General features: G+C 64.1%; 27 protein-coding genes, 1 tRNA gene and 2 pseudogenes. 12 read left to right on the forward strand and 18 right to left on the reverse strand.

Translation table 11 applies throughout. The features are described 5' to 3' along the window. Positions 1 to 569, reverse strand: a pseudogene (locus GRX66_RS05105) (beta-ribofuranosylaminobenzene 5'-phosphate synthase family protein); the annotation flags it as partial. A gap of 204 nt (positions 570 to 773) precedes the next feature. Further along, positions 774 to 1142 carry a hypothetical protein gene (locus GRX66_RS05110; protein ID WP_159525570.1) on the reverse strand — a complete coding sequence of 123 codons (369 nt, stop codon included), beginning with the start codon at positions 1140 to 1142 and terminating at the stop codon, positions 774 to 776. Between the two features lie 171 nt (positions 1143 to 1313). Between GRX66_RS05110 and GRX66_RS05115 the strand changes: the two genes are divergently transcribed. After that, positions 1314 to 1805 carry an MOSC domain-containing protein gene (locus GRX66_RS05115; RefSeq protein WP_159525571.1) on the forward strand — a complete coding sequence of 164 codons (492 nt, stop codon included), beginning with the start codon at positions 1314 to 1316 and terminating at the stop codon, positions 1803 to 1805. An 85-nt stretch (positions 1806 to 1890) separates the two neighbouring features. Here the strand turns inward: GRX66_RS05115 and GRX66_RS05120 are convergent, their stop codons facing one another. Next, positions 1891 to 2211 carry an antibiotic biosynthesis monooxygenase family protein gene (locus GRX66_RS05120; protein ID WP_159525572.1) on the reverse strand — a complete coding sequence of 107 codons (321 nt, stop codon included), beginning with the start codon at positions 2209 to 2211 and terminating at the stop codon, positions 1891 to 1893. Between the two features lie 350 nt (positions 2212 to 2561). On the opposite strand from GRX66_RS05120, the gene ilvD reads away from it, so the two are divergent. Next, positions 2562 to 4274, forward strand: coding sequence for a dihydroxy-acid dehydratase (ilvD, locus tag GRX66_RS05125; RefSeq protein WP_159525573.1), 1713 nt, complete (start codon positions 2562 to 2564; stop codon positions 4272 to 4274). Positions 4275 to 4315: 41 nt separating this feature from the next. Here ilvD and GRX66_RS05130 read toward each other — a convergent pair whose 3' ends face one another. From GRX66_RS05130 to GRX66_RS05140, 3 genes are read right to left on the reverse strand one after another with little or no spacing between them, the layout of a single operon-like run. Next, positions 4316 to 5236, reverse strand: coding sequence for a WD40/YVTN/BNR-like repeat-containing protein (locus GRX66_RS05130; RefSeq protein ID WP_159525574.1), 921 nt, complete (start codon positions 5234 to 5236; stop codon positions 4316 to 4318). Positions 5237 to 5267: 31 nt separating this feature from the next. Next, positions 5268 to 5708, reverse strand: a complete 441-nt coding sequence (locus GRX66_RS05135; protein ID WP_159525575.1) for a hypothetical protein — start codon at positions 5706 to 5708, stop codon at positions 5268 to 5270. Further along, on the reverse strand, positions 5708 to 6397 hold the full coding sequence (locus GRX66_RS05140; protein ID WP_159525576.1) for an RAD55 family ATPase: 690 nt from the start codon (positions 6395 to 6397) through the stop codon (positions 5708 to 5710). The genes GRX66_RS05135 and GRX66_RS05140 overlap by 1 nt, the downstream gene beginning before the upstream one ends. Before the next feature lie 188 nt (positions 6398 to 6585). Here GRX66_RS05140 and GRX66_RS05145 point away from each other — a divergent pair, with 188 nt between their 5' ends. After that, positions 6586 to 6780 (forward strand): cold-shock protein, encoded by a 195-nt coding sequence (locus tag GRX66_RS05145; RefSeq protein WP_011324233.1) that lies wholly within the window; start codon positions 6586 to 6588, stop codon positions 6778 to 6780. A 113-nt stretch (positions 6781 to 6893) separates the two neighbouring features. Here the strand turns inward: GRX66_RS05145 and GRX66_RS05150 are convergent, their stop codons facing one another. Further along, complete coding sequence (locus tag GRX66_RS05150) at positions 6894 to 7286, reverse strand: hypothetical protein (RefSeq protein ID WP_159525577.1); 393 nt, start codon at positions 7284 to 7286, stop codon at positions 6894 to 6896. A gap of 289 nt (positions 7287 to 7575) precedes the next feature. Between GRX66_RS05150 and GRX66_RS05155 the strand changes: the two genes are divergently transcribed. The 6 genes from GRX66_RS05155 (at position 7576) to GRX66_RS05180 (ending at position 14106) form a co-directional block, all read left to right on the forward strand. Next, positions 7576 to 8739 (forward strand): PstS family phosphate ABC transporter substrate-binding protein, encoded by a 1164-nt coding sequence (locus GRX66_RS05155; protein WP_159525578.1) that lies wholly within the window; start codon positions 7576 to 7578, stop codon positions 8737 to 8739. A gap of 62 nt (positions 8740 to 8801) precedes the next feature. After that, entirely contained in the window at positions 8802 to 9935 is a 1134-nt protein-coding gene (gene pstC / locus GRX66_RS05160) for a phosphate ABC transporter permease subunit PstC (protein ID WP_159525579.1), read from the forward strand. Then, positions 9935 to 11542 (forward strand): phosphate ABC transporter permease PstA, encoded by a 1608-nt coding sequence (gene pstA / locus GRX66_RS05165; protein WP_159525580.1) that lies wholly within the window; start codon positions 9935 to 9937, stop codon positions 11540 to 11542. Before pstC ends, pstA begins: the two co-directional genes overlap by 1 nt. Beyond that, positions 11535 to 12431: a phosphate ABC transporter ATP-binding protein PstB gene (pstB, locus tag GRX66_RS05170; RefSeq protein ID WP_159525581.1), complete on the forward strand. Its 897-nt coding sequence runs from the start codon at positions 11535 to 11537 to the stop codon at positions 12429 to 12431. Before pstA ends, pstB begins: the two co-directional genes overlap by 8 nt. A gap of 5 nt (positions 12432 to 12436) precedes the next feature. Beyond that, entirely contained in the window at positions 12437 to 13111 is a 675-nt protein-coding gene (gene phoU / locus GRX66_RS05175) for a phosphate signaling complex protein PhoU (protein WP_325063968.1), read from the forward strand. Continuing rightward, the gene (locus GRX66_RS05180; protein ID WP_159525582.1) at positions 13111 to 14106 is read left to right on the forward strand and encodes a PhoU domain-containing protein; all 996 of its coding nucleotides are present in this window, start codon (positions 13111 to 13113) and stop codon (positions 14104 to 14106) included. Before phoU ends, GRX66_RS05180 begins: the two co-directional genes overlap by 1 nt. Positions 14107 to 14277: 171 nt before the next feature. Here the strand turns inward: GRX66_RS05180 and GRX66_RS05185 are convergent, their stop codons facing one another. Further along, positions 14278 to 15090 (reverse strand): TrmB family transcriptional regulator, encoded by an 813-nt coding sequence (locus GRX66_RS05185; RefSeq protein WP_159525583.1) that lies wholly within the window; start codon positions 15088 to 15090, stop codon positions 14278 to 14280. Positions 15091 to 15593: 503 nt separating this feature from the next. On the opposite strand from GRX66_RS05185, the gene GRX66_RS05190 reads away from it, so the two are divergent. Both GRX66_RS05190 and GRX66_RS05195 read left to right on the forward strand, forming a co-directional pair. Next, the gene (locus tag GRX66_RS05190) at positions 15594 to 16379 is read left to right on the forward strand and encodes a TrmB family transcriptional regulator (RefSeq protein ID WP_159525584.1); all 786 of its coding nucleotides are present in this window, start codon (positions 15594 to 15596) and stop codon (positions 16377 to 16379) included. A gap of 504 nt (positions 16380 to 16883) precedes the next feature. After that, the gene (locus GRX66_RS05195) at positions 16884 to 19898 is read left to right on the forward strand and encodes a PAS domain S-box protein (RefSeq protein ID WP_159525585.1); all 3015 of its coding nucleotides are present in this window, start codon (positions 16884 to 16886) and stop codon (positions 19896 to 19898) included. Between the two features lie 369 nt (positions 19899 to 20267). Here the strand turns inward: GRX66_RS05195 and GRX66_RS05200 are convergent, their stop codons facing one another. After that, positions 20268 to 20726, reverse strand: coding sequence for a hypothetical protein (locus GRX66_RS05200; protein ID WP_159525586.1), 459 nt, complete (start codon positions 20724 to 20726; stop codon positions 20268 to 20270). Positions 20727 to 21173: 447 nt separating this feature from the next. On the opposite strand from GRX66_RS05200, the gene GRX66_RS05205 reads away from it, so the two are divergent. Then, the gene (locus GRX66_RS05205) at positions 21174 to 21329 is read left to right on the forward strand and encodes a hypothetical protein (RefSeq protein WP_159525587.1); all 156 of its coding nucleotides are present in this window, start codon (positions 21174 to 21176) and stop codon (positions 21327 to 21329) included. Positions 21330 to 21433: 104 nt separating this feature from the next. Here GRX66_RS05205 and GRX66_RS05210 read toward each other — a convergent pair whose 3' ends face one another. The 9 genes and pseudogenes from GRX66_RS05210 to GRX66_RS05250 form a co-directional block, all read right to left on the reverse strand. Beyond that, entirely contained in the window at positions 21434 to 21679 is a 246-nt protein-coding gene (locus GRX66_RS05210; protein ID WP_233745325.1) for a DUF7692 domain-containing protein, read from the reverse strand. Between the two features lie 684 nt (positions 21680 to 22363). Further along, positions 22364 to 23353, reverse strand: coding sequence for a hypothetical protein (locus tag GRX66_RS05215; protein ID WP_159525588.1), 990 nt, complete (start codon positions 23351 to 23353; stop codon positions 22364 to 22366). A gap of 1 nt (position 23354) precedes the next feature. After that, on the reverse strand, positions 23355 to 23597 hold the full coding sequence (locus GRX66_RS05220; protein WP_159525589.1) for a hypothetical protein: 243 nt from the start codon (positions 23595 to 23597) through the stop codon (positions 23355 to 23357). A 355-nt stretch (positions 23598 to 23952) separates the two neighbouring features. After that, the gene (locus GRX66_RS05225) at positions 23953 to 25620 is read right to left on the reverse strand and encodes a DUF7845 domain-containing protein (protein WP_325063969.1); all 1668 of its coding nucleotides are present in this window, start codon (positions 25618 to 25620) and stop codon (positions 23953 to 23955) included. Continuing rightward, positions 25617 to 25805 carry a hypothetical protein gene (locus GRX66_RS05230; RefSeq protein WP_159525591.1) on the reverse strand — a complete coding sequence of 63 codons (189 nt, stop codon included), beginning with the start codon at positions 25803 to 25805 and terminating at the stop codon, positions 25617 to 25619. Before GRX66_RS05230 ends, GRX66_RS05225 begins: the two co-directional genes overlap by 4 nt. Next, positions 25798 to 26028 carry a hypothetical protein gene (locus tag GRX66_RS05235; RefSeq protein WP_159525592.1) on the reverse strand — a complete coding sequence of 77 codons (231 nt, stop codon included), beginning with the start codon at positions 26026 to 26028 and terminating at the stop codon, positions 25798 to 25800. The genes GRX66_RS05230 and GRX66_RS05235 overlap by 8 nt, the downstream gene beginning before the upstream one ends. Beyond that, a complete protein-coding gene (locus GRX66_RS05240) occupies positions 26025 to 26225 on the reverse strand; it encodes a hypothetical protein (protein ID WP_159525593.1) in 201 nt (66 codons plus the stop codon). Before GRX66_RS05240 ends, GRX66_RS05235 begins: the two co-directional genes overlap by 4 nt. 108 nt (positions 26226 to 26333) lie before the next feature. Beyond that, positions 26334 to 26404 (reverse strand) — tRNA-Pro (locus GRX66_RS05245). 51 nt (positions 26405 to 26455) lie between these two features. Continuing rightward, positions 26456 to 26678 (reverse strand): annotated as a pseudogene (locus GRX66_RS05250) (PUA domain-containing protein); the annotation flags it as partial.

Here is a 26678-nt window from a genome sequence, read left to right on the forward strand (position 1 = left end):
CTCGTCCTCGCTGTCCCCGGTTTTCCCGGGGTCCGCGTCCGGAAGCACCAGGACGAACCGCCAGTCGGCCGGGACGGTGTGCCGCGCTGTCACCGGCGGGACCGTCCACGCGCCGCGCGGTGGCGCTTCTGTCGTGAACAGTCCCGTCGGTGGCCGGCGTCCAGCACGAAGCCGCCGCCGTCGAACGTCGCCACGCCGACACCGCTCCGACCGCCCCTGTCCAACTCTGGGGCGCGCTCTCGGACTGCGGGCGCCCGGTCGTGCACGCTCGCGACTGCTGCGAGCACCGACAGGGCGAGCTGTGTGCCCGATCCCAGTCCCGCGTGCTCGGGCAGGTCCTCGCGAATGGTCAACTCGATACCCGGAACGCCCAGAATCTCACAGGCGCGTTCCGCGTACGCTCGCGCCCGAGCGTGCGGACATCGAACGTCGTCTGCGGCTTCGCCCGTCACGACCACGCGCGGGGTTTCCAGCGCCAGCCCCAGGCTCCCGTACAGGCGGTCGTGGGACAGCGAGAGGTTCAGGAACCCGAAGTGGAGGCGGGCACCGGTCTCGACCAGGACGGACATACGTCGTCGTTCGGCGCAAGCCGTGAAAGCCTGTCCCCCCACCGGCAACCCTGCCCGGTAGCGACAACTCGCGGGCGGCGTCCGCGAACAGGCTCGATTGTAGCCGCCTTCGGTCTGCTTCGCAGTCGCTGCAACAGCCGGGAAGCGGAACCGAGGAGTGTGTACTCCCACTGCAGGTACCGGCCCGGACTTCGTCTGCACCGCTCACTCGCCCGATGGCAGCGGTTGATAGAACTCGGATTGGCTGACGAGGTACGCGAGGAGAACGAGGCCGCCCACAGCGTTCGAGAGGTTGTCTGGGTCCCCTCGCGCCACGAGAGCGAACCGCCAGAGTGTGCTCCCCCCAAGGAAAACGAGGGTGATCCACCACCCGGCGGCGCTTCCGGTGTACAGTAAGTACGTTACAATCAACACGCCCACGGCGACGCTCATCGAGAGCGCTGCCATCGCTGTCGTTGTGAACGCTGCCGTGACGAGCCAGAGACCGCTGTAGAGGACGAAGAACAGACACAGGAGGACGACTCCGAGCGGTGGCCGCTGACGAGCTGTCCGATTCGTCTCCGACGTCGCCATAGCCGACGGACGGCTCCGACCCGTTTTAATCCTTCTCCGATACACCCGAGTAACGACAACGGGCTCTCGGAGTACTCCAGAGTCTCGTCGGCGCCAGGCTTCCGTTCAGTAGCGGCCCGGACGCGACCGGGTGCGACAGAGGTATTTCCTCTCGGACTGCAATCAGTGCGTATGAATGGTTCGGGGACTGTCAAACACGTCTTCACTGCGCCCGACGCCGGCGCCGAGATGGACGAACGCACTGGCGTCGAGGCCGTCGCCGGCCGCGGCCTCCGGGGCGACCGGTATTTCAGCGACATCGAGACAGGGACGTTCGTCAACTGGAACGCGGACGACGACCGCCAGGACGGCTACGACCTGACGCTCATCGAACAGGAAGCCATCGACGCGATCGAACGCGAGGCAGACATCACGCTTGCGCCGGGCGAACACCGGCGGAACGTCGTCACTCGGGACGCCGCGCTGAATCACCTCGTCGGCGAGCGGTTCCGCGTCGGCGACGCAATCTGCCGGGGCGACCGACTCTGCGAACCCTGCCGGTATCTACAGGACCGCACTGGAAAAGACGTCCTCGAACCGCTGGCCCACCGGGGCGGGCTTCGAGCCGACATCCTCGAAACCGGGACGATTCACCCGGGGGACACGATCGAGGTGCTCGAATAACGACTGTCTCCGACCGCTGTCGACTCCGACGAGCGGACAGCCGTAGTCCGGGGTCGCCGCTGAGCATCCATCGACCCGGCGTGTCCTACTGGGGCGGGTCTGCGTCGTCGCCGAACCCGCTCCCGTACGCGTCCAGGACTTCGGTCACGGTGACTTCGTAGGCGTCGTACCACTCCGTCCACCGCTGTTTCGCCCGTTTGTGGTCTGCGTCGTCGCCGAACGAATCTAGCGCATCGAGGGACTCCCAGTAGTAGACGACGAGTACCTCATCGCGGTCCGGGGCGTTCCACGTGCGCTTGCCGAGATAGCCGTCTGTGTCCTCGGCTGCCGCCTGTATCGCGTCATTCAGTTCGTGGAACTCCGCGTCGTATTCGCCGGGGTCCAGGCGGAAGGTGACGAGATACATCGATTCCTGGTCCGCCGGCCACGACGATAAGAAATTCCCATTCCCGGGCGCGAGAGCACGGACCCAGTCGCCCACTAACCGAGACATCCTCTGGTCGTCTCAATTGACGACCGACGCCGCGTAGCGTCAGCTAGTTCCACCAGCGCTCGGAACAGTCTCGGCTCCTGCTGTCTGCCGGTAACCGCTGTTTCGTCGACGCCGGTGGGTCGCCTCCGCCGCCGAGTCGGCGAGCCACCGGCAACATCTGTTTAGTCGACGCCGGTGGGTCGCCTCCGCCGCCGCGTCGGCGAGCCACCGGCAACATCTGTTTAGTCGGCGTGTTTTAACCCTTGTGCGCGCTACGCCTACGCATGAGCCAGCAGAAGGACTCGGACCTGCCGAGCGCGGACGTCACGGAGGGCTACGAGCGAGCGCCCCACCGCGCGATGTTCCGCGCGATGGGCTACGACGACGCGGACTTCTCCTCGCCGATGGTCGGCGTCGCGAACCCCGCCGCGGACATCACGCCGTGTAACGTGCACCTCGACGACGTCGCCGACTCGGCCATCGACGGCGTGGAGGACGGCGACGGGATGCCCATCGAGTTCGGCACCATAACCATCTCGGACGCCATCTCCATGGGGACCGAGGGAATGCGCGCGTCGCTCATCTCCCGGGAAGTCATCGCGGACTCCGTGGAACTCGTCGCGTTCGGGGAGCGCATGGACGCCCTCGTCACCATCGCGGGCTGCGACAAGAACCTCCCCGGGATGATGATGGCCTCGATTCGCACCGACCTGCCGTCGGTGTTCCTCTACGGCGGGTCCATCATGCCCGGCGAGCACGAGGGCCGCGAGATCACCATCCAGAACGTCTTCGAGGGCGTCGGCGCCGTCGCCACCGGCGAGATGAGCGAGGACGAACTCGACGAGATGGAGCGCGACGCCTGCCCGGGCGCCGGGTCCTGCGGCGGGATGTTCACCGCGAACACGATGGCGTCCATCTCGGAAGCGCTCGGGATGGCGCCGCTCGGGTCCGCGAGCGCGCCCGCGGAGAGCGACGAGCGCTACGAGGTCGCAGAACGCGCGGGCCGCCTCGCCGCGGAGTGCGTGCGCGAGGACCGCCGGCCGTCCGACATCCTCACGCGGGAGAGCTTCGAGAACGCCATCGCCGTGCAGGTCGCGCTCGGCGGGTCGACGAACGCCGTCCTGCACTTGCTCGCGCTCGCCGCGGAGGCCGGCATCGACCTCGACATCGAGGACTTCAACGACATCAGCGACCGCACGCCGAAGATCGCGAACCTCCAGCCCGGCGGCTCCCGCGTCATGAACGACCTCCACGAGGTCGGCGGCGTCCCGGTCGTCATCGCTCGCCTCCTCGACGCCGGCCTGATGCACGGCGACGCCGCCACCGTGACCGGCCGGACACTCGCCGAGGAGCTCGAGCACCTGGGGGTCGACGGAGCCATCGACGAGGACGTCGACTTCCTCAAGCCGACCGACGACCCGTACCACGAGACGGGCGCCATCACCGTCCTGACGGGGAACCTCGCGCCCGACGGCGCCGTCCTCAAGGTCACCGGCAAGGACGAGACCCAGCACACGGGCCCCGCGCGCGTCTTCGAATCGGAGGAGGACGCGATGGCGTACGTCCAGGAGGACCGCATCGAATCCGGCGACGTCATCGCCATCCGCAACGAGGGCCCGCGGGGCGGCCCCGGGATGCGGGAGATGCTCGGCGTCACCGCCGCCGTCGTCGGCCAGGGACACGAGGACGACGTCGCGCTCCTCACTGACGGCCGGTTCTCGGGCGCGACCCGCGGCCCGATGGTCGGCCACGTCGCCCCCGAGGCCGCGACCGGCGGCCCCATCGCACTTCTCGAGGACGGCGACGAAGTGACTGTGGACGTCCCGTCCCGCGAACTCTCGGTCGCGGTCTCCGACGCGGAACTCGACGCGCGCCGCGAGGACTGGTCCGAGCCCGAACCCCGCTACGACACCGGCGTCCTCCGGAAGTACGGCAGCCAGTTCGGCTCCGCCGCGCGCGGCGCGGTCACGAACCCTGCTGTGAAACGCGACGACTGACGGAGCGACGCGCTCTTTCTCGCTAGTGTCGTTCTCCGCAGCTAGCCGACCACAGCGAGCGACCGGACGCCGTAGGCTTCCGACGTCGTTTCATCGACCGGCACGCTCGCAACCTGCGTCACCGCTCGGTCGTCGAGACGCAACACTGCGCCGTCGTTGGCGCCGGCGTACAGCCGGTCGCCGCTACGAGCGACTGAAATCACGAACCGCTCCGGACCGCCCGGGTACGCGACTGGCTGGAGGTCGTCCGGCGGGCCAGCGTAGAGCGCAGCGTTCGGGGGGTTCCAGCGCGGCGGCGAGTCGTTGACGCCGACCAACAACTCGCCGTCGTGCAGGTGCACTGCTCGCGCGTACCGCCGCCCTCCGGTGTCGAGGCGCGTCCAGGACTCGCCTGCGGTCGTCGTCCAGTACACTCCACCACCGGTGGCGAGCACCCACTCCCTCGGACCGCGAACGGCGACGTGGTGGACGTCGTCACAACGCTGGCTCACCGCTGGATCTGGCTCTGTTGGTCCGACTGACCGCCATCCACCGTTCGCATCGCGGAGCGCGAGACCGCCGACCTCGACGCCGACGAGCGTTCGGTCGCCGTCGTGGGCGAGCGACCGTGCCCAGGCTTCGTCTCTGAACTCGGGCGTCGGCCAGCCCTCGCTGGCAGCCAGGGGTCGGAGGCCGTCCACCTCGGTCCAGTTGCCGTCTCGCCGTCGGAAGAGACCGAGCGGTCGCGTGCCCGCGAGCACTTCGCCGCGGCTCGCGATGACGCTGTGTACGTCACTCGCAGGGACGCGAGTGTCAGTCCACGTTCGGCCCCCGTCCGTCGACGCGAACAGGCCGGCCTCGGAAGCCGCGTATACGGTGTCAGCAGCCACCGAAACCGCTCTCACGCCGACGTCGAGCACGCGAACTGTCCGCTCCGGGGTCACCCGGTGGAGGCCGCCAGGGGTTGCAGCGAGCAGGTGCACAGTCGGGTGTCGGACACCAGCGCTCGTAAAGTTACTTCCGCGAGAGGAACTCCGGGAGGCGGAGGCTCTCCAGGTCGTCGCGGTCGACGGCGTCGAGGTCCACTCGTTCGAGGAACTCCGGCAGGTCCATCCGGTCGCTGTCGCCGCTCGCCGTGGTGACCTCGCCGCCGCTCCCGCGTTCGTACGTGATGAGTTGGGACCACACCGCGCGCTCCCGGGACGGGAACTCCGACTCGTCGATGTCGGCGTCGTCGGACGCCAGACGGCTGTCCAGGTCGGCGGCGGAGCTCTTGCCCTCGTCGTAGGCCATCTCCACGAGCGACCGTCCGGTGGCGGCGACGAGCTGGCGGTACTCGTCGGGGTTGCGGTCGCCCAGGGCGGCCGCGACGCCGAGCGCGTACGCCCGCCAGACGGCCTCCTCCTGGTCGAGGTCCGTCTCGTCCCAGTCCCGCGAGAAGGTGTCGTCGTACATCACTGCGGCCGGACTTTGCGTCCGGGGTCGACCTGCAGTCCGGACCCGGAGAAGGAGACGTCCCGGATGTCACAGTCGATGTTCGTGCCGCGCATTTTCACCAGCTGGATGCCGCGGGTCATTCCGCCGTCCTCGAGGAAGTTGTGCAGGAAGATGACGCCGTGCGCGAGGTAGTGTTCCTCGGCGTACGCCGTCGGGTCCGTCATCTCGGAGACGAGGAGGACGGTGGCGTCAGTCTGCTTGAGACCGGTCGCGAAGTGCGTGACTTCCGCGTCGGCGTCGTCCGCGAAGTGCGCCAGCAGCATCGTGGAGTCGACCACCACGCGGTCGTAGTCCTTCTGGCGGATCATCGACGCGAGCCGCGAGGAGAGGCCGGACTCGCGGCCGTACTGGGTGAGCGACCGCCGGGAGCGCTCCCGCGTCAGGTTCAGGAACTCGAAGTTGTCCGCGTTCGCGGCGCGCTCGAACCCGAAGTCGTAGTTCGCCATGTCGTCGACGAGTTCGTTGCGCGTCTCGTGCATCGTCACGTACAGCACGTCGTCGCCGTTCCGCACGCCCTCGGTGACGTACTGCGCTGCGAGGGTCGTCTTCCCGCTGCCGGGCGGCCCGCTCAGCGTGTAGAGGCGGCGCGCGGGCAGCCCGCCGTCGAGGAGGCTATCGAGCCCGGAGACGCCGGTCGAGATTCTCATCGGTGCAGTCCACGTGACCCGGGGTTAAAGCGTCCTGTGTTCGCGTCCTTTCAGGTCGAGGCTGGGGTTCGTCGGCTGGTGGCTGTCGAGGCTGTTCGCGAGCGTCGGCTCACCAGCGTGCTCCGCAGTACCGTGCCACCGGTCGACTCGGAAGTATTATCTGTGTTCCCGGCATATCGTAGGTTGCAATGGCAACCGGTACGGTTGATTTCTTCAACGACACAGGCGGTTACGGATTCATCGAGACTGAGGACGCGGACGAGGACGTTTTCTTCCACATGGAGGACGTTGGCGGCCCGGACCTCGAGGAAGGACAGGAAGTCGAGTTCGACATCGAGGAGGCCGACAAAGGCCCCCGCGCGACGAACCTGACCCGGCTCTAAGTCGGTTCACCTTCAGAGAAACAGACTTTCCCGTATTTTACGACCCCGTAGCGACGCGTCCGCTCCGACCCCGAACGCAGGCGATTGTAGGTAGCGATTGGTGCGCCACGCGGTCACCCTGCGTCGTCCCTGCTGACCTGCAGCAGCAGTTCGCCGTCCACGGCGCCGATGATAGCGACGTCGTCTCGGCCGTCGACCGCCTCGCGGTCGACCTCGTGGAGCTTCCGCCTGACGACCCCGGTGTCGTCGTTCGTCTGGATGTCCGTGATCTTCACGAGGCGGCTGGGTTCGAGGTACTCGTAGACCTCGCAGAGCACGTCGGGGTCCGCGACGGTCACAGTCCCGATTCGCGCGGACCGGAGCCTGTCGTCGGGCGAGATGTCGGTCGCGTCGACGTCGATCCGCGACCCGAACGTCTGTGAGAGGGCGGGGAGCACGCTCTCCTGGGTGTCCTGCGAGGGGTTCGTTTCCGTGGACCTGAGCACCACCCGATACGCCCCTGTCATGCGTCCACGTACCACTCCGGGGTATTTCATTCTACGTCCTACAAGTAAATTCTCCTATAATTACTGGCGATGTTGCCCCAGACGTCCCGCACAGGCAGTTTCCAACGAGCCGAGTGTCTCCCCGGTACAGTCGGGCCCTTGGTGCGGATGCCGACAGCGGAACCTCGACTCCGGAGCGGTATATAGGCCACCCGTCCGGTCTGTGTCGAACGTACCCGTCAGCACCCCTCACAGGCCTATATATAAAAAATATTATAGTTCATATGTGGTGCTGTGATAGGACCTGTTGATGGCGCACGACTCAGACCGGCTGTCCGACCTGGTATCGCGGCGAGAATTCGTGACGGCGACCGGCGCGACGGGCGTCGCTGCGATCGCCGGGTGTTCCAGCAGCGGCAACGATTCACCCGATACGCCCGCGGCCGAAACAGACGCGTCCGACGGAAACGACGGCGGGAGCAGCCAGGAGACGACACGAGGCGACCAATCGAACCAGATGGACGCCAGCGTGCTGACCGCGGACGGCTCGTCGACGGTGTTCCCCATCACGAACACCGGCGGGAGTTACTGGAACTCCAACCCCGAAGCCGGCGACGGCGACTACTGGCCCACCGAGTGGGCCGAGGAGTACGGGACCGACATGCGCCTCGCGGACTACTTCGCCAGTCAGTACGGCTACGAACCCACCGGCGAGCGCTCGAACCCGCCGTTCCGCGTGAGCGTCGCGCTCAGTCACTCCGGCACCGGCGTCGAGGGCGTCATGGAGGGTCGCGTCGACATCGGGGACTCCAGCGCCTCCGCAGAAGCCGAACTCGCCGGCAGCGGCGACGAAGACCAACTCGAGAACTTTGTCGACCACGTCGTCGGCGTCGACGGTCAGCCCATCGTCGTCAGCCGGGAAATCGCGGACGACGGCCTCGAATCCATCACCATCGAGGAACTCCGCAAGATCTACCGTCAGGAGATCACGAACTGGTCGGAAGTCGGCGGCCCAGACCGCGACATTCTCGCACTCGGCCGGGCCGAGGGCTCCGGCACGGACACCGCGTTCCGGAACAACGTCTACGGCGACCCGAACGCCGCTATCAGCCCCGACCAGCGCTTCGGCCAGAACCAGCAGCTCCAGCAGGCGGTCAAACAAGCTAACAACGCAATCGCGTACATCGCGCTCGCGTTCGTGGAACCGGAGGGCGGCACGCCGCCTCTCGGCCTCGAAATCGACGGGACGCTCTACGAGTACGGCAAGAACCTCGGTGCCCAGGAGTACCCGCTGTCCCGCGACCTCCACGCGTACACGTGGGAGGACACCTCGCGGAAGGAGGCCGCGTTCATCAACTTCCTGCTGAGCGAGTTCGGCCAGGAAATCTTCGTAAAGGGCAACAATTACTTCAAGCTCCCGCAGGAGCGGCTGGAAACCCAGCGGGAAGCGGTCGCCGCCTCGAACTACGAGTGACCGGGCGGTAGGTAGCCGGCCTCCACCGGGCTCGCGTACACAACCAACTCTATTCGGTATACATGACCCAGATACTGCAACAGACCCGGGACGCACCGTCGCGGCTCCGCGCGTACGCCGCCGGGCGGCTCGTCGCGACCAGGCAGCGGGCGCGGGACTACCGGTCGCGGACCACCGACGGCGCAATCGCCATGCACGCCCTCGTCTTCGCGTCAGTGGTCGCGACGTTCCTGCTGTTCCTCGCCGGTTCGGAATGGACCGTCCTGCCAGTGATCGCGTTCGTCGCGACGTTCGCCGTCGGGTGGTCGCGATACCAGGCGGAAGCAGCGAAGGCGTTGACGTTCCTGACGACCGTCGCGACGGTGTCGATACTGTCACTCATCATCGCGTTCCTCCTGGTACGGTCGGAGCCAATCGTCCGGCACATGGGCCTCGACGTCCTCACGCGCATCGAACAACCGCTGTGGACGTCCAACCAGGGCGGCGTCTACGCGCTGACGCCGATGATGGCCGGTACCGCGGTGACGACCGTCATCGCGACGCTGGTCGCCGCCCCGATCGGGATCGCCGGCGCAGTCTTCGTCAGCGAGATCGCACCTCGACGCGTCCGCGAGGTTGTCAAACCGGGCATCGAACTGATGGCCGGCATCCCCTCGATTACGTACGGATTCATCGGCCTCACCATCGTGAACCAGTACTTCTACGTGGAGTTCGGCACGCCGACCATCGGGACGTACTTCGCGGCCGGTCTGATGATCGGCATCATGGCGCTGCCGACGGTCGTCACGGTGTCCGAAGACGCTCTCAACGCGGTCCCGGAGTCGGTCAAGAGCGGCGCGCTCGCGATGGGGTCGACGAAGTGGCAGACCACGAAGAGTGTCACCATCCCCGCGGGGCTGTCGGGCGTCTCGGCCGGCGTCCTGCTCGGCGTCGGCCGGGCCCTCGGTGAGACGATGGCCGCGACCGTGATGCTCACCCACACGAAGGGGTTCCCGTCGCCCGTCTTCGACGTGTTCTCCAACTACGGCGAGACGCTCACCACGGTCATCGCGTTCGAGGGCGGAAACGCCAGCGGGATTCACATGAGCGCGCTGTTCGCGGGCGGCGTCGTCCTGTTCGTGACGGTGATGCTGTTGAGCGTCACCTCGCAGTACGTCGAGTGGCGGATGTACCAGAAACTCGGGGGCGAGCGCTGATGAGCAACGTCACTCGGAACCGGCTCACCGGGGCTGATTCGACGACTGGCGAACTCGTGTCCCAGGTGGTGCTCGGAACGTCCGTGCTCGCGTTCGTCGCGGCGTGGCTGCTGCTCCTGCAGTGGGTCGACGAGACCGCGACGCTCGCCGGCGTGCCCGCGTTGCAGCTGCTGGGCGGGGCGGTCGTTCTCATCGGTGCCGGCCTCACCTTCGTGGGCGTCGGGTCGCGACTCGGCTACCTCGACGCCACGCCGTCCTCGACGGCCGGCGTCCCCGTCGGCTTCGTGTTCGGCCTGCTGTGGGCGATTCTCGGCGGCATCGCCGCCACGCTCGTGCTCGGGGATGCACTCAGCCTGTGGCTGCCCGTCGCCACCGTGTTCGGCGTCGGCGGCTTCCTCGGCTCGGTGCTCCCCCGCGAGGACGTCGGCTCGACCGTTCCCCTCGGCACGATTCTCGCACTGTTCGGCGCCTCGGTCGCGTTCGGTGGCATCGACGCCAACTGGACGTGGTCGCCGTCCTGGTCGGCTGCGGTGTTCCCCGGGAGCGAACTCGTACCGGTCGCTGTCGTCTTCGCGACGCTGTTGGGCGCGTGGGGTGGCGCGAAAGCGAAACTGGGGTTCGGCGCCGAGGGGCGACAGGCGGGCGCGTACTACCTCGTCGGCTCCGTGGTGTTCGCGATGCTCGGGGTGCTCGCACTCCTCGTCGCGTTCATCGTCACGAACGGCCTCGAGACCGTGCTCACGGGCACGAGCCTGACGGGCGGCCACCTCACGCTCCCGTTCGTCGGCCTGCAGGTGCCGTGGGCGGAGTTCCCGTTCCTGCTGAATCAGACCGGCGGCCTGTTCGTGGAGATTCCGGGCGTCCTCCCCGCCGTGATCGGGACGCTGTGGCTCGTGTTCGGCGCCGTCCTGTTCGCCGTTCCGCTCGGCGTCGGTGCCGCGGTGTTCCTCACCGAGTACGCCGAGCGCGGTCGGTTCACGCAGGTCGTCGAGGTCGCCACGAACGGCCTCTGGAGTACGCCGAGCATCGTGTTCGGGCTGTTCGGGCTGGCGTTCCTCGTGCCCCGAATCAGCGGCGGAAACTCGATCTTCGTCGGGCAGCTCGTGCTCGGGTTCATGCTGCTGCCGTTGGTGCTCATCACGTGCCGGGAGGCTATCCTCGCGGTCCCCGACAAACACCGGGACGCCAGCGCTGCGCTCGGCGTCACGAAGTGGCAGACCATCAGGAGCGTCGTGCTGCCGGCGGCCATGCCGGGCACCATTACGGGCATCATCCTGGGTGTCGGGCGCATCGCCGGCGAAACCGCCCCACTGCTGTTGGTGTTCGGTGGGTCGCCGTATCCCAGCAGCTCCCCGAACGTCATCGGGAGCTTCGAGTTCGGCATCGAACCGCCGTTCGTCACGAACGAAGCGCTGCTGTCCCCCGCCAGCGCCCTGCCCTACCAGCTGTACTCGACGATCACGGCGGGCGTGTTCCCAAAGGAGGTGTTCACCAACACCGAGTTCGGCTGGGGGACCGCACTCGTCCTGCTGCTCGTCGTCGTCGGCCTCTACGCGATCGGCGTCGGCAGCCGGCTCTACTTCAGGAGGAAACTACACCATGAGTGAGACCGAAGCAACCCACGAACCAGACCAGCGAGTGACAACCATCGGCGAAACCAGCGAGCGCGTCCGCGAGGAGTGGACTGACTACCACTTCTCCGGCGACGCGAAACTCTCCATCGAAGACCTCGACGTCTACTACGGGGACGAACAGGCGCTCCAGGGCGTCTCACTCGACATCCCCGACGAGTCAGTGACCGCGCTCATCGGGCCGTCGGGCTGCGGGAAGTCGACGTTCCTCCGGTGTCTGAACCGAATGAACGACCGAATCAAGGCCGCACGCGTCGACGGGTCAGTCACGCTCGAGGGGACGGACGTCTACGGCGACGGCGTGAACCTCGTGGAGCTCCGGAAACGCATCGGCATGGTGTTCCAGGAGCCGAACCCGTTCCCGAAGTCCATCCGGGACAACATCTCGTACGGGCCGCGGAAGCACGGCGACCTCGACACCGGCCTGCTCGCTCGCTTGCTCGGCCGCGACGACACCGGGGCGGAGCGCGAGCTGGTCGAGCGCGCGCTCCGCCGCGCGGCGCTGTACGACGAAGTCGAGAACCGCCTGGACGACAACGCGCTCGGGCTGTCCGGCGGCCAGCAGCAGCGGCTCTGCATCGCGCGGTGTCTCGCGGTCGACCCTGAGGTCATCCTGATGGACGAACCCGCCAGCGCGCTCGACCCCATCGCCACCGCGAAGATCGAGGACCTCATCGAGGAACTCGCCGAGGACTACGCGGTCGTCGTCGTCACGCACAACATGCAGCAGGCCGCCCGCATCAGCGACCAGACCGCGGTGTTCCTCACTGGCGGCGAACTCGTGGAGTACGGCGACACCGACCAGATATTCGAGAACCCCCAGAGCCAGCGGGTCGAGGACTACGTCACTGGCAAGTTCGGGTGATTCGGGTGACGAGAGAGACGTACCAGGACTCGCTGTCCGCGCTCTGCTCGGACGTCTGTGCGATGGGCGACCTCGTGTTGGACCGCCTCGAGCACTCGCTGACGGCGCTCGACTCCGGGGACGACGCGCTCGCCCGCGAGGTCATCGACGGCGACGACGACGTGAACGAGCGCTACCTCGAACTCGAAGGCGACTGCATCGACCTGCTCGCGCTCCAGCAGCCGGTCGCCGGCGACCTGCGGTTCGTCGCGGCGTCGTTCAAGGTCATCACCGACCTCGAGCGTATCGGCGACCTGGCGACCAACTTCGGCCGGTACGCGCTCGCCGCCAGGAACGACCACCTCACAGGCGTCGACGTCGATGGAATCGGGGACGAGGTTCACGCGCTCGTCGCGGACGCGATGGACGCCTACGCTCGACAGGACACCGAAGCGTGCTACGACATCGCCGCCCGCGACGACCACGTCGACGCGCTCTGCCAGACCGCCAGCGACCGCGTGCTCCGCGACCTCATCGAGCGAGCGGCCGGCGAGCGCGCCTGGGGCGTCGAAGCACTGCTGGACGACGTCTGCCGGCTCCTCCTCACGATCCGGGACCTCGAACGCGTCGCCGACCACGCCGTGAACGTCGCCGCGCGAACGCTGTACGCGGCGGACAGCAACCCGGAGCTAGTCTACTGATGGAGACACGGAAAGTCCAGCAGGTCGGCGGCGGCACGTACACGGTTTCGCTCCCCCGGGAGTGGGCCGACAACTGTGGGGTCGAGGCCGGCGCGCCCGTCTACCTGTACACGCACCTCGACGGGTCGCTGGTGGTGCGGCGGCGCGAGCGCGACGACAGTGACCTCGCGTCGACCACCACTACCGTCGAGGGGGCGTCGCCCGCGGTCGCCGGTCGCCAACTCCGAGCGGCCTACACTACCGGCTTCGAGCGCATCACGCTGACTGCGGCGGACGAGTTCACGTCCGAGCAGCGGCGCGTAATCGGCGAAACGGCGCGCTCGTTCACCGGGGCGGAAGTCGCCGCGGAGAGCGACGACCGAATCACCGTCCGGGTGTTGCTCGACGCCGACGACATCTCGATCCAGCAGTCGGTCCTCCAGCTCCGCTTCAACGCCGTGTCGATGCAGGAAGCCGCGGTCGGGATGCTCGCCGACGCCGACGCAGACGCCGCCCAGGTCGAACGACGCGACGACCAGGTGGACCGCGTGTTCGCGCTGATCGCGCGGCACTTCAACCGTTCACAGTCCGACCTCGAGGAGATCGACAAGCTCGGCATCGACAGGCGGACGCTGTTCCGGTACTACTCCGTCGCACGACAACTCGAGCGGGTCGCCGACCACGCGGTCGAGGTCGCACGCGTCGCCGACGGCGTCGACGACAGTCTTCCGCCGGCCCTCGTCGACGACGTGGTGGCGCTCGCCGCTGACGCACGCCAACTCGTCGCTGACGCCTCGGACGTCGTCGTCAACGGGTCAGGAACGGACCGGGCGAACGCCACGCTGGACGAACGCGACCGCGTTGTCGAACGCGGCCGCGAACTCGCTCGGAGCGTCGACGAGGAATCCCCCGAGGTCGCGTCTCCGCTGACGCGAACACTCCACAGTATCACGCGGACTGCCGAAATCGCCGGGAACGTCGCGGAGGTCGCGCTCGCGGGCGCGCTGCTGTCGTGACACGCTGCCCAACGACGGACTCGCTGGCCGCGCCGTCCGACGCGCATTCCTGCTAGCTACTTCGTTCTCCCGCCGGAACGTCCGGGGGAGGCCCTGAACAACGGAGTACCGCCTCGGTCGCTACCCGAACCTTCCCGGGCTCGCCACTGCGTCGTCCGCGGGCGCGTTCGGTCAGTCGCTGACGTGCTTGCTCGGATCGCGGTTGGCGACGAGCCCCTGAGCCATCAGTCGCCGCGCGAGCACGATGAGGCCGTTCCCGAACCCGCTGCCGAAGATGGCCTTCTCGTCGCCGGTCTTCGCCACGATCGAACTCACGAGGAACTTGGAGCGATCGACCAGGAGCAGCCGGCCGATGGCGATCTCGCCGTCGCCTTTGGCTCCGTGCAACCAGTCGAGACCGGAGACGAACGTCGTCGCCGACGGGGCGGCGCGCGTGACCCTCGCCTCCACGGTCTCGGAGACGGCGCCGACGAGGAGGTCGACCTCCTGGCTGACGTCACGCAGCAACGCCAGCAACTCGTCGGTGAGCAGCGACTCGTCGCCGACCACAAGCACGACCTCCTCGTCGGCGCCCTCCACGAGGTCTTCCGTGCGGTTCGAGATGGCCGTCTTCCCGGAGAGCGTCCAGACCTCCTGGACGATCTCCTCTTCGTCGTCATCCACGCTCTCGACGTCCTCGAGCGCGCTCCGGAGGTGGTCGACGCGGTTCTGGTACTGGTCGCGGAGCGTGTCGGTGGCCTCGTCCAGCGGGACTGCCCGGAACTGCTGGGGGCTGGAGTGTTGGATCTCCACCAGCCCCTGTGCTTCGAGCACGCGGATGGCGTCGTAGACGCGCGTCCGCGGTACGTCCGTGATTTCGCTGAGTTGTTTTGCCGTCCCCGTGGAGAGTCTCGTCAGGCCCACGAAGCACTTCGCCTCGTACTCCTTGAGGCCGAGTTCCTGGAGGACGTCTACCGCTTCCGCTAGTTTGTCGTTCGTACTCATGTGTCCCAACCCTGTTCCCGGCTTCGTCCGGGGCGTCCTCTTTAAATTGGACGCCCCGACAGATAGTCGTTGTTACTACTGGAGTTACCGCGGCCAGCGGATCTACAGCGGCGACCCCCTCGCTGCAGCAGGCTTCCCCCGACGTCCCATCGGCATACAGCCCTGAAACACGTCGGGGATGCGAGTTCGGACGGGGCCGCTCGTCGGCGCTGTGGTCCGTTGCACGCTCGCCTGAACGGCTCTCGATCGCGACGCTCCGATTCCCAGACGGGAACCGGGAGTGTTGTCACTCCCTCAGTGACAATAGCTGGAAGTTTCGATACACTACTTTTTCGGATTCCGAGCGCACACTTGATGATTAACCCACTTTATCACAAAACGATTATACGGGCAGCCCTGCAACACCACTACTGGCACGCGTCCACTTTGTGTCCCAACCACTACGGCGCGTGCCGATCCCGGCCACACTCCGTGGCGGGGTTCGACGCCGAACGAGCGAAGGCATGAGCTCAGAGACGCCAGACGACCCACGTTCTACGGCAATCGACGCCCTCAAACAGCTCGGCTTGAGCACGTACGCCGCGCGGACGTACGTCGCGCTCGTCAGCCTCGGCACCGGCACCGCCAAGGACGTCAGCGAGGTCGTCGACGTTCCGCGGACGCGGGTCTACGACGCGACCGACGAGCTAGCCGAGTTGGGCCTCGTGGACGTCCAACAGTCCTCTCCGATGGAGTTCTGGGCGGTGTCAGCCGAGACGACCAGCCGGACGTTCGAGGAGCAGTACCGCCACCACACGCAGGTCCTCACGGACGCCCTGACCGACCTCGAACCGGTCGAACGCCGGGACGAACAGCGCGGGGTCTGGACGGTCGACGGCCGGGACACGGTGACCGACCGCGTTCTTGAGTTCATCGCCGGAGCAGACGACGAACTCATCTTCATGAGCGTCGAGGACGTGCTCACGGACGACGTCGTGAACGCGCTGGCGTCGGCCGCCGACCGTGGCGTCTCGGTCAAACTCGGCGGCGGGTCGCCCGCGGTCCAGGCCGAAATCGAGGAGGTGGTCCCAGCGGCGGACCGATTCGACTCCCTGTGGGTGTGGTCGGACACGCCCGCCAGCCGACTCCTGTTCGTTGACCGCGAGCAGACGCTCGTGAGCGTGCTCGTCGACGACGGAGACGACGGCCGGACCGAGACCGCGATCTGGGGTTCCGGGGAGGCCAACAGCCTGGTCGTCGTCCTGAAGGGCATCTTCACGTGGCGACTCGACGACCTCGAGGCGGAGTGACGCCCCGCGCCGGGACCCGGGTTGTCGAACGGGGCGGCCGGACCCAACACGGGCTGTCTCTGGGGGCGACGGCCGTTTCGCGCTCGCGCTCTCAGACCACAGCGGGTCGCTGTCGGCCGGCGACGCCGAGGGCATCGAGCGCAGCATCGGGACGCCGCCGGAACGCCCCCAGTGCGCCCCTCTGGTTCTCCGCTGGACAGTCGAACAGTCCCGCGGCGAGGTGTCCGCGGACACCGACGGCGGCCACTCGACGATTCGACTGACGTCGAACCAGCGAGTAGGCGATTGGCTTCAAGCCGTGCTACTGCTGTATCGCGCGTCGATCCTGCAGGTCCGTTCCGCGATTCGCGCTCCCTCGATCGTGGCCGCTATCCGGTGCCCGGACGGAGACTATTCGAGGCGTTCAGCGGGTAGCGATTGGACGCCGAGAGCGCTTGCAGACACTCCTCAACACCCGATAACAGGCCTCGCGTTTTTATCTCTGCTCCGCTATGTCTAGCCAAGATGAACTCCGCTCACGCCGGTCGCATAGAGCCACCAGCCACGTCGTTCGTGGAGACGGACTCGATCACCGTTCTCCACGTCGATGACCAACCCAGCTTCCTGGAAATGGCTGCGGCCGTCCTCGAAGCGGAACAAGACGACTTCGTCGTCGAAACTGCGACGAGTGCAACTGCGGGATTAGAGCGCCTCTCCGAGGGCGGCATCGATTGCATCGTGAGCGACTATCAGATGCCCGGGATGGACGGCCTGGAGTTCCTGGACGCCGTTCGCGAGGAGCACCCCGACCTCCCGTTCATTCTGTTCACCGGCAAGGGCAGCGAGGAAGTCGCAAGCGACGCCATCTTCGCCGGGGTTACCGATTACCTCCAGAAGAACCCCGGTTCAGACCAGTTCACCGTCCTGGCCAATCGGGTCGAAAACGCAGTCCGCCAGATGCGGACGGAAAAGCGGTTCGAGGAGAGTCGACGGCGGTTTCGGACGCTACTCAGCAACCTCTCGGGGATGGTCTATCAGTGCGAAAACGACCCGGACTGGCCGATGAACTTCGTCAGCGAGGGCTGTGGCGCGCTCACGGGCTACGACCCGTCCGAACTGGTCGACGGAACTGTCAGTTACGGAGCGGACGTCATCCATCCGGACGACCGGGACCGCATCTGGAACACCGTTCAAGAGGCGGTCGAAGCACGACGCCCGTTCAACATCGAATATCGCATCCGGACTGCTGACGGCGGCGAAAAGTGGGTCTGGGAACAGGGCCGAGGCGTCCTCGATGGTGGTACCGTTACCGCTCTGGAGGGGTTCATCACTGATATCACTGACCGGAAGGAGTCTCACCAGGAACTCGAGTACCAGTCCTCGTTACTGGAAGCACAGATGGAGACGACGATCGACGGACTGCTCCTCGTCGACGAGGACCGTACTGTCGTCTCCTACAACGAGCAGTTCCTCGAGATGTGGGAGATTCCCGACGAACTGCTCGAGACCGAGTCGGATACGGCCCTCCTGGACTGGGTCGTCGACCAACAGGTCGCGGACCCCGGTGAATTCCTGGCCCTCGTCGAAGAACTCTACGATCACCCCGAAGAGACGAGCCGAGATACGGTTCAGCTTCGCGATGGACGCGTCTTCGACCGCTATTCAGCCCCGGTCATCGGCGACGACGGCACCAACTACGGTCGCCTGTGGGTGTTCCGCGACGTCACCGAACGGCGGGAGCGCGAGCGCGAACTCGAGCGCCAGGAATTCCTGTTCCGTCGCGTTCAGGAGGTCGCCGACATCGGCGTGTGGGAGTACAATCCGCGAACGGAGGACCTCTGCTGGACCGACGGGGTCCGTCGCATTCACGGCGTCGAAGACGACTACGAGCCGACGTTAGAAACGGCACTCGAGTTTTACCACCCGGAGGACCGAGACGAGATCGACAGCGCCGTCACCGAGGCGATCGAAGCGGGGCGCGACTACGAACGGGAACTCCGTATCGTCCGCCCCGACGGCACAGTTCGAGACGTCCGTGCGTACGGGGAGGTTCGGACGGACGAGTCGGGGAACGCGGATCTGCTTCGGGGCGTGTTCCAGGACATCACCGAGCAGAAGGAACGAGAGCAACAGCTGCAGCGGTACGAATATGCCTACGAGTCGTCCCTGAGTGGAATCGTCATCGCGAACCTCGACGGCGAGTTCACGGCCGCGAATCCGGCGTTCCTCGACATGTGGGGGTACGACGACCGGGACGACGTCCTCGGGCGGTCGGTGACAGCGGTTTGGAAGCACACCGAGAAGGCAGCAGCCGCCCTCGATACGGTACGAGAGCGGGGCGGGTGGGAAGGTGAGCTCGAGGCCGTCCGAGCCGATGGGTCGACGTTCTACGTCAGGAGCGCGGCCAGCCTCCTGACGGACGACGACGGTGACCCCATCGGGGTTATGGCGTCGTTCGTCGACATCACCGAGCGCAGAGAGCGTGAGACCCAACTCGCCGAAGAGCGAGCGAAGTACTCGACGCTCGTCGAACAGAGTCACGACGGCATCTTGATCATCCAGAACGGCGACATCGTCTTCGTCAATTCCAGGTTCGCGGAACTAACTGACTACGACGAGGCCGACCTCCTCGGGACGTCGTTCCTGGCGGCGATCGCTCCAGATGACCAGGCGCTTGTTCAACGCCGGTACGAACGCCGACTCGACCCGGAACGTGAGGACCCGCCGTCCCGGTACAGGGTGCGATTTCAGACGCGGGACGGGCGCCAGCGAGTCGCAGAAGTGAGCGCCGCCCAGATACGATACGAGGGAGCGGACGCCGTCTTCGCATCCATTCGAGACGTCACCGAGCAGCAACGGCACGAGGAGGAACTCGAACAGCTGAACGAAGAATTAGCGATCCTCAATCGCGTCGTTCGCCACGACATCCGCAACGACATGTCGATCATTCTCGGATGGGGCGAGCTGCTCGAGGACCACATCGACGAAGCTGGTGCGGAGCACCTCAAGAACATCCTCCGCAGCAGCAAACACGTCGTTGAACTGACCGATATCACCCGCGACTACGTCGAGACGTTAGCGAGCGACGACGAGATGGACGTCTATCCGACTCGACTCCGGCCGATGCTGCAAAAGGAGATCGCCCTCCGGCAGGAAGCGTATCCCGACGCAGCGATTTCCGCTGCGGGGTCGATTCCCGACGTCGAAGTCCAGGCGAACGAAATGCTCTCGTCGGTCTTCCGGAATCTGCTGAACAACGCCGTCCAGCACAACGACAAGGACGCGCCGGTTGTCGAGATTCGTGCCGAAGCGCGTGCGGACACCGTCCAGGTGACAATCTCCGATAACGGGCCCGGAGTGCCTGCAGGCCAACAGGAGGCGATTTTCGGGAAGGGTGAACGGAGCCTCGAGAGTACGGGGACTGGTATCGGACTCTACCTGGTCGAGACACTGGTCGAACAGTACAGCGGTGACGTCCGGGTCGAGGACGACGACTCGGCGGGCGCGACGTTCACTGTGACGCTCCCGAAATCCGGGTGATTGCGCACGACGAGCCGTCAACTGTACCGTGCCCAGTCGGGCAGCCAACGGGTACGGGGTCGCGGTACTGGTGTGGCTTCGCGGATCATCTGGTGGTGCACGGAACTGACAGCGCGAGGACGCGTTCGGTCCGTCGGGGCGACTACCGGACGGGGTCAGGAACCAGAACTCCAGGCTGTGTCGATCACGTCAGCGAAAGACACGGTCTCCGCGACGACAAACTGACTAGTCAACCAGGGTGTCATCGAACCGTTGGCATGCTTGGATTGAAGCGATAAGTACAGAAAAGAACCATAGGGATCGACTCTATTCGCGGGAAGAAAGATGGTTCGGCATTCAGTATGAACGGCGTGCTTGACGTCTCTGGTTTCACATCTTGGTTCGCTCTTTGACGGTGACATTGTAGGTTCTCGTCAGTTGCTTTTCGCCGACGCTGAGTGTGACAGTGACGTCTTCAGGGATGTTTTCGTGGAGGGTCTCTTGAGGGAGGTGTGGCGTGTGGGTGGTGTCACCGACCTTGTTGCGCGTCCAGACGACCGCGACGTGCACCGTCGGCTTGGATGATCCCACGACGGTGATACCGTCTAAGGTTCGATTGGACGCATTCGCGGTGAGTTCTTGACGGACTGCCTGGGCTGCAATAGATTCACCCTTGTACTTCAGCCAGGTGTCTGCGGGAGCAGTCCCGTAGACCGGTTCTTTAGTTACACTCCCTGTTGTTTCGTTGACCGAAGTCCGGTATTCCTCGATGTACTCGATGGTGTTGTTCTCAGCATGGTACGTGTGGTTGGTAGTGAGTTCTTCGTGAACCGTGAGATGGTCGGCCATCTCCGGTATCGTCGCAGGCGCGGTCTCTGTTGAATCGGATGTTGTGGATCCTGTTGGGCCCGATGGCGAGGTTCCCAGACAGCCAGCGGTAACAATAATGAGTGTGAGAACGCAGATTGGATGCCGAGACCAGTATTTACCGGGCATAAATATGTGTAAGAATATGGGGATTAAACGCTTTGTGGGGAGCGAGCAAGTCAAAATCCACCACCCGGATCGGCGTCACTCGCTTGATTCTCATGACTGAGGCCACACAAGATATTCATCACTGACTCGGTAGATTTCGGATATGAGGAGAGCGGTCGCCACCGTTCTGATACTCTGTCTGGTAACGGCGGGCTGTATTTCTCGTTCCTCGGATGACCAGGGAGGACATCCAAGTAATGCACTCACGGTGGAGAAGGTAGATTCAGCGCCAACCGTAGAGAATGTCATTGAGTATTCTCAATGTCTTCAGGCCAGCAGGAGGTCTTCGTCTCTGCTGTGAATAGTGAGGATAATGATGCCTGGATTTCAGAGGAGGTCAGTTACGGGGTCTGGATTGATTACGAGTATGTAGAGTACAACGGTGGTTCCTACGAGGTAGCTGTAAGCGGGGCGTAGCGAGCGAGAGTGTCAGCACCCTCGATACGCATATCTACGTACAAGCATCTTCGCCGAGTTCTACGGTGAAAATAACCACCTTGTGAATGGTTCTGTGATTTCCTCTAGTCGACGGTGATGGCTGTTTCGACTTCGTGGGTCAGTTGGAGTTCGCTGGTGCTGAGAGCCTCTGCGAGGTCTTCGGTCATGTCGGGGTGGTTCAGGGTCTTCTCTTTTCGGCGTCGGTCTTGGCGGATGTGTTCACAGGCGGCGAGCACGGCGGCAGTCTTAGTGTTCTCATTGAGAGCATCCATGGCGGATTCGATGCTATCCAGGCGGTGGGCGTAATCGCCGTCGGTGCGGATTCGCATGCTGGATTCGTTCACACGAGTCCTGAAAACCGTTGTACTACGTTCACTGGCTGGGGTGATTCGGGGCAAAATGCCTCGATCTCCCCGCAGGCCCCACCCGCGACCCTCACCGTGAGCACGATGGGCGCCGAAATATGCACACGAGGTTTCCCGGTTCGTGTGCATATCTGGGAAATCGATTCTTAGCGCGTGTTTGCCCTGGGGCGTGTGGGTGTGATGGGATCTTCAAAAGAAGTGAGCTAATAGACTACCAACCGTGAGGCCTCACACGCCTTTGCCACCTACTACAGACTGTTTTCGTACTCATCTTCAAGCCGTAATAGCAGGTGGCTCAGTACGACGCAGACGAAGCCAATACTACCAAAAAATAAAATCTCGTGGAGTAACATTTCCTGCATGAAAGCTTCTCTAAGTCTCATAAGACTAGCCACGAAGGACGCAAGCCAACCAATTGCTGCTGCTATGAATACTCCTGTTGTCCAGATTCTAACCTTGTCTGCCTTCTGAACCGGGATCCGTCGAGAATATTATAAACCACAGCTGAGGATAGGAGTGCAACAATCGCAAAGAGAAACTCGGAGGTTCTTGAGGTGGTAGCTACTAGAAGCGTGTGATTTACAGCTGGAAGAAAAAGAAATAGTTTCGGTGTATTAAGAAGATCATTAAGCTCGCTTGCAGACATTGCTATAATTCTGCATTCTCAGGGTCAATACGGTAAACTAACTCTCTTTCTCCCTCTATCTGCTCCACAGGGAGTGTATTGAACTCCTCATTGAGTCGATTAAGAGCCTGCTTAGCGGTTTTCTTGTTATTCCTACCCTGAGCCCGGACATCAATGTAGGGAATGCTATATTCGTTCGAGTCATACTCCTGTACCCGTGTTTTGGCCTGGCATTTTATCTTCTCCGCAGTATCGTATCTCCCGACGTAGACCACGAACGGATGCTCCAGAACAATATCTGTGTAAGTATCTTGTATTTCTTCGTCACTATCTTTGTTTGACGCGACTTCGTCCAGAATATGCCTCAGAATACCACCCTGATCATAGTAGCCTGAGCTGCAGAAGTTTGTAACTAGGTTAGCCGTCTCTCCAAACTGGTCTTCCAACTCAGACTTCCACTCTCGCATCGTCTCTGGCGGGGTATATCGATCGTCTCTCTCCCAAGCAATCCGAATGCTTTGGCTCCTACGTAACAGCTTCAGCTGGGGTTTCGATAGATATTCTGAGAAAAACTCTATAATTTCTTTTGTCCTATCATCCCTCCGGGCCTCATCGGCGACTTCAAATTCTCTTTCTTGTTCGTGTTTCAGAAGGCGGCCTTGGGATTGCTCCGTCGGTACAACCTCATCTAAGATTTCTCGTTTGCCTTCCTCAGTGAAGGCATCCAGATTAAGTTCAACGACCGTCTCTCCTTCTTCTTCGACTTGTTGAAGAGGCTCTACACCTTCCCCCTTCTCAACAATTTTTACTTCCTGATCCGGGAGTTCCAGAATATCTTGATTGTATGTCGTCCGTGTACCGTCATCGTCGGACGTAGTAAGCGAGAAGACAGCGCTGATACCGCGCTCGACGACACGAAATACCCTGTCTTTCAGTGCAACTACTTCTTCTGAACGAATAAGACGGATGGCGGTTTTGACGAGATCCGCATTCTCATCTCCGCCCTCCGGCATATTACTCCTCAGAACGGTATTCTTCGACGTACTCTGAAACAGAGTTGAAGTTGTCTTTTATAAACACCCGGGAACCAACTCCAGTCCCACCAAATTCTTCAATTGTGAGGGGCTCATCATCACCACTTGGGATGATGACCTCATCATTCTCATCAAGCAGATATCCATCTTTGGTAACCGTAACCCCAAGCTCACCAGCAATCGTCTCAGCTGCGCTTTGACCAAATGTGATTGTAGGGGACATAGTACGGTTCCCGCGTTTCGGTTATCTAGCTGTACTTACCCGGGGGTAATATTATTACCGCTCTCGGGCGGGCCGGCTGACGTGAAGGAAGTCACAGAAAGAGTTTGGAAGAAATATATTTAGCTGCCTGCAGCTGTGCAGTGTGTTTTGGATTGGTGGCCTTAGCCACACCCCTAAGGGAGAACCGAACGCCCCTGGTTCGGTTCTCCCGGCCGGAGGAGCCGGCCCGATCTAGTCGGTCACCCTGGACGAGCACGCCCATCTCAACTGAGGTTGCACTATACAGCTGGTTGAACATAAGTAGAATTGAGCTGTAGTGGTAGTCTGGTAGTGTTGCCACTGGCCGCGGGCCGCGCTACCGGAGCGCCTTCCAGGCGCGACGCGTGCCTTCGACGCCGCTGGCGCGGAACTTCACGACTGCCTGCCGGAAGCGCTCCGGGTCCTGGCCGGCGTTGGTCCACACCTCGAAGGCCGTTCGGAGTCGGCTTGAGACGACGCTGGGGAGGCCGTTGTACGCCCACGTGACCTCCTCGAAGTCGCCAAGGTCGATCTCCAGGGCGTCCGCTCGGTTCCTGATATCGACGCCGTAGCGGTTGCACCACGCAACCCACTCAGCCATCGCGTCCGAGGCCTCGCGTTCGGCCATTTCGACGGCTTTCGCACTTGTCTCGACGGCCGTGCGCGTCGCCTCGCGTGCTTCCTGGACGGCGTCGTGGACCATTTCGGCGACGTACTCACTGCGGAGCGCACATTCGCCGTACTTGCGGTCGACGAGTTCGCTCATCGCCCGCAGCGCGCGGCGCACGCTGCCGACGTGGCGGTCGTTCTCCGTCGCAATGTCCTCGGGTGAGAGTTCTCCGCCGTCGGTGATGAGCGTGTCTAGAGCTTCCCACTGGACGGGGCTGAGCCCATCGGCGAGATGCCGAACAACGACGCTCTCCTGTTCCTGGCGGACTCGGGTGAGATCTAGTTGAATGGGGTCGGGGCCGCGCTCGCTGGTCGACGGAGTCCAGTAGGCGTCACTCTCGACGTACGCGCTCCCGCTCATGTCGTCGGGAGAGATGTCTAGACCGGCGTCTGCGAGCACGGACAGGACTGTTTGATCTAGCTCGCGCTCTAAGTCTACGAGGTCGTCGAAGCGGACGGTCTGGGTGCGGGGGACGAGAGAGGTCTGGAGGGAGGCGCCGACCTTCGGGTGTGCTAGCGCCTCCGAGGCGTCCAGGCGTGCGGCCTCTCGGGCGTAGTAGTGTTTGACCTCCTTGGGGAGGCGGTGGCCGGGAAACACCTCACCAAGCCGTTGTGCGTCCAGCGTGGCGGTGTGGTAGTATCCAGGGACGTTCTCGCCTTTTTCGTCCTGGTCGTTCTGGACGAGCTTCCGGTAGCCGCTACGGTCGTTCTCGAGGAGGTGTGCCATCGAGGCGATTGACCCATCGCGGGCGTGGACGGGGCCGCTGGCGTCGCGGTGGAGGCGGGCGTACTTTTCGGCGTCCAGGATGTTGCTGGTGTGTTCGGGCTCCTGGAAGTATCGCGCACTGAACCCGAGCACGTGGGCGGCGGTTTGGAAGAGGTCGAGGTACCGCGTGAATTCGATGTTTGAGCCCTGGATGCGGATATTCAGGCCATCATTTTCGAGTGTCGGCGGTACGGGGATCTCGGTTACGTCCCCGTCGTCGGTCTCGCCGTGCAGGCCTGCCCACCGTGGTGACATGTGTGCGGTGAAATCTTGCTTTTGGACGGGGTCTTCTTCGGGGTGGCGGGCGACTTTGACGCTGAATTCGCGGATTGTCTCGTGTTCGATGCGAGCGCCACCGTCAGTTATCCCGCCGGTCGGTGGCAACAGTCCGCCCTCGTCACGATACGAAAGGCGTGCAACCCACGTCTCGCCGTTGTGGGTGAACTTTGCTGCTCGGCTGCCGTCCGCGTCTTTCACGAGGGCGTCTGCCCCAAACCAGGGGTCGAGGCCGTTCTCGGCGAAATGCAGGTGGGCGTCGAACTCGTGGGCCGCCAGATCCAGCGTTCTCACGCCGACCACCTCCAAGCGGGCGGCCGTGTCGCGTAGATGAGTCCGACCAGAACGGCGACGAGCACCACCACGAGGGCGGTCAGTCCGGGGTTCGGGTAGACAGTGGTGAGGGCGTACAGGGCGACCCAGAACTGCATCCAGTAGCCCCGGCGAAGCGTGGGCCGCGAGTGTGCGTGGTCACGCATCTGCGTCACCCCACAGCCGCCGGCAGGCGGCACACAGCGCGACTTTCACGCGGTCACGGTCGGGAAGCCGGACACGCCGGCAATCGGGGCCGTCGGACCCACAGACCTCACACTCACCGGCTTCCGGCGCGTCCTCGGCAACGGTCTCCCAGTAGTCGTGTCGGCGGACCTGTGGGCCGCCGTCCGTCCGCAACTCGGAGGCCGCGACGAACTCGCGGGTCACCGTCCGTCACCCCCATACAGGGGCGCGTCGTGGTCGGCCGGGATCTCCCCGAGTGGTGCGAGTCCGAAGTCCGCGGGTCCGTGGTCCGAGAGATGGACGTGTCGGCGTTCCTCCGGCGTGAATTCGTAGCCGCAGGCGGGGCAGTGAGTGAGGACGTTGAAGTCCTGGCCGGGGGTGCGTGAGACGCGGAGACTCACGCCGACCACCCACACTTAAAGCCCTGACTTAATTCCGATATTCTAAAGTAGTACTTTGACGAGCTGGCGCCTCTACCGCTATATGTGTAGAAGCAGTACGAAAGGAAGTGGGACCGCCGAGATTCGAACTCAGGTCCGACGGACCCCATCCGCCGAGGATACCGCTACCCCACGGTCCCACGATTTCACCGACGCGGGTTCGAGCATTAAGGCCTTCGCTTCGTTCCCGGTCAGACGAGGACGCGCTCCAGGTCGACGACGGTGCCGGAGTCGGCGTCCGGGTCGCCGACGAGGCGCCCGAGGCACACCGCGGCGCCGTTCGGCGTGTAGCACGACGAGCGCGTCGTCGGGGGCCTCGTCTGCAGTGATGACGCCAGGGGCGTAGACGGGCGCACCCTCTGCGACCTCCTCGCCGGCCGAGGGCGCGATGGTCACGCTCGGGATGTGTTCGAG

The organism is Halobacterium bonnevillei (assembly GCF_009831555.1).
GTDB classification, from domain to species: domain Archaea; phylum Halobacteriota; class Halobacteria; order Halobacteriales; family Halobacteriaceae; genus Halobacterium; species Halobacterium bonnevillei.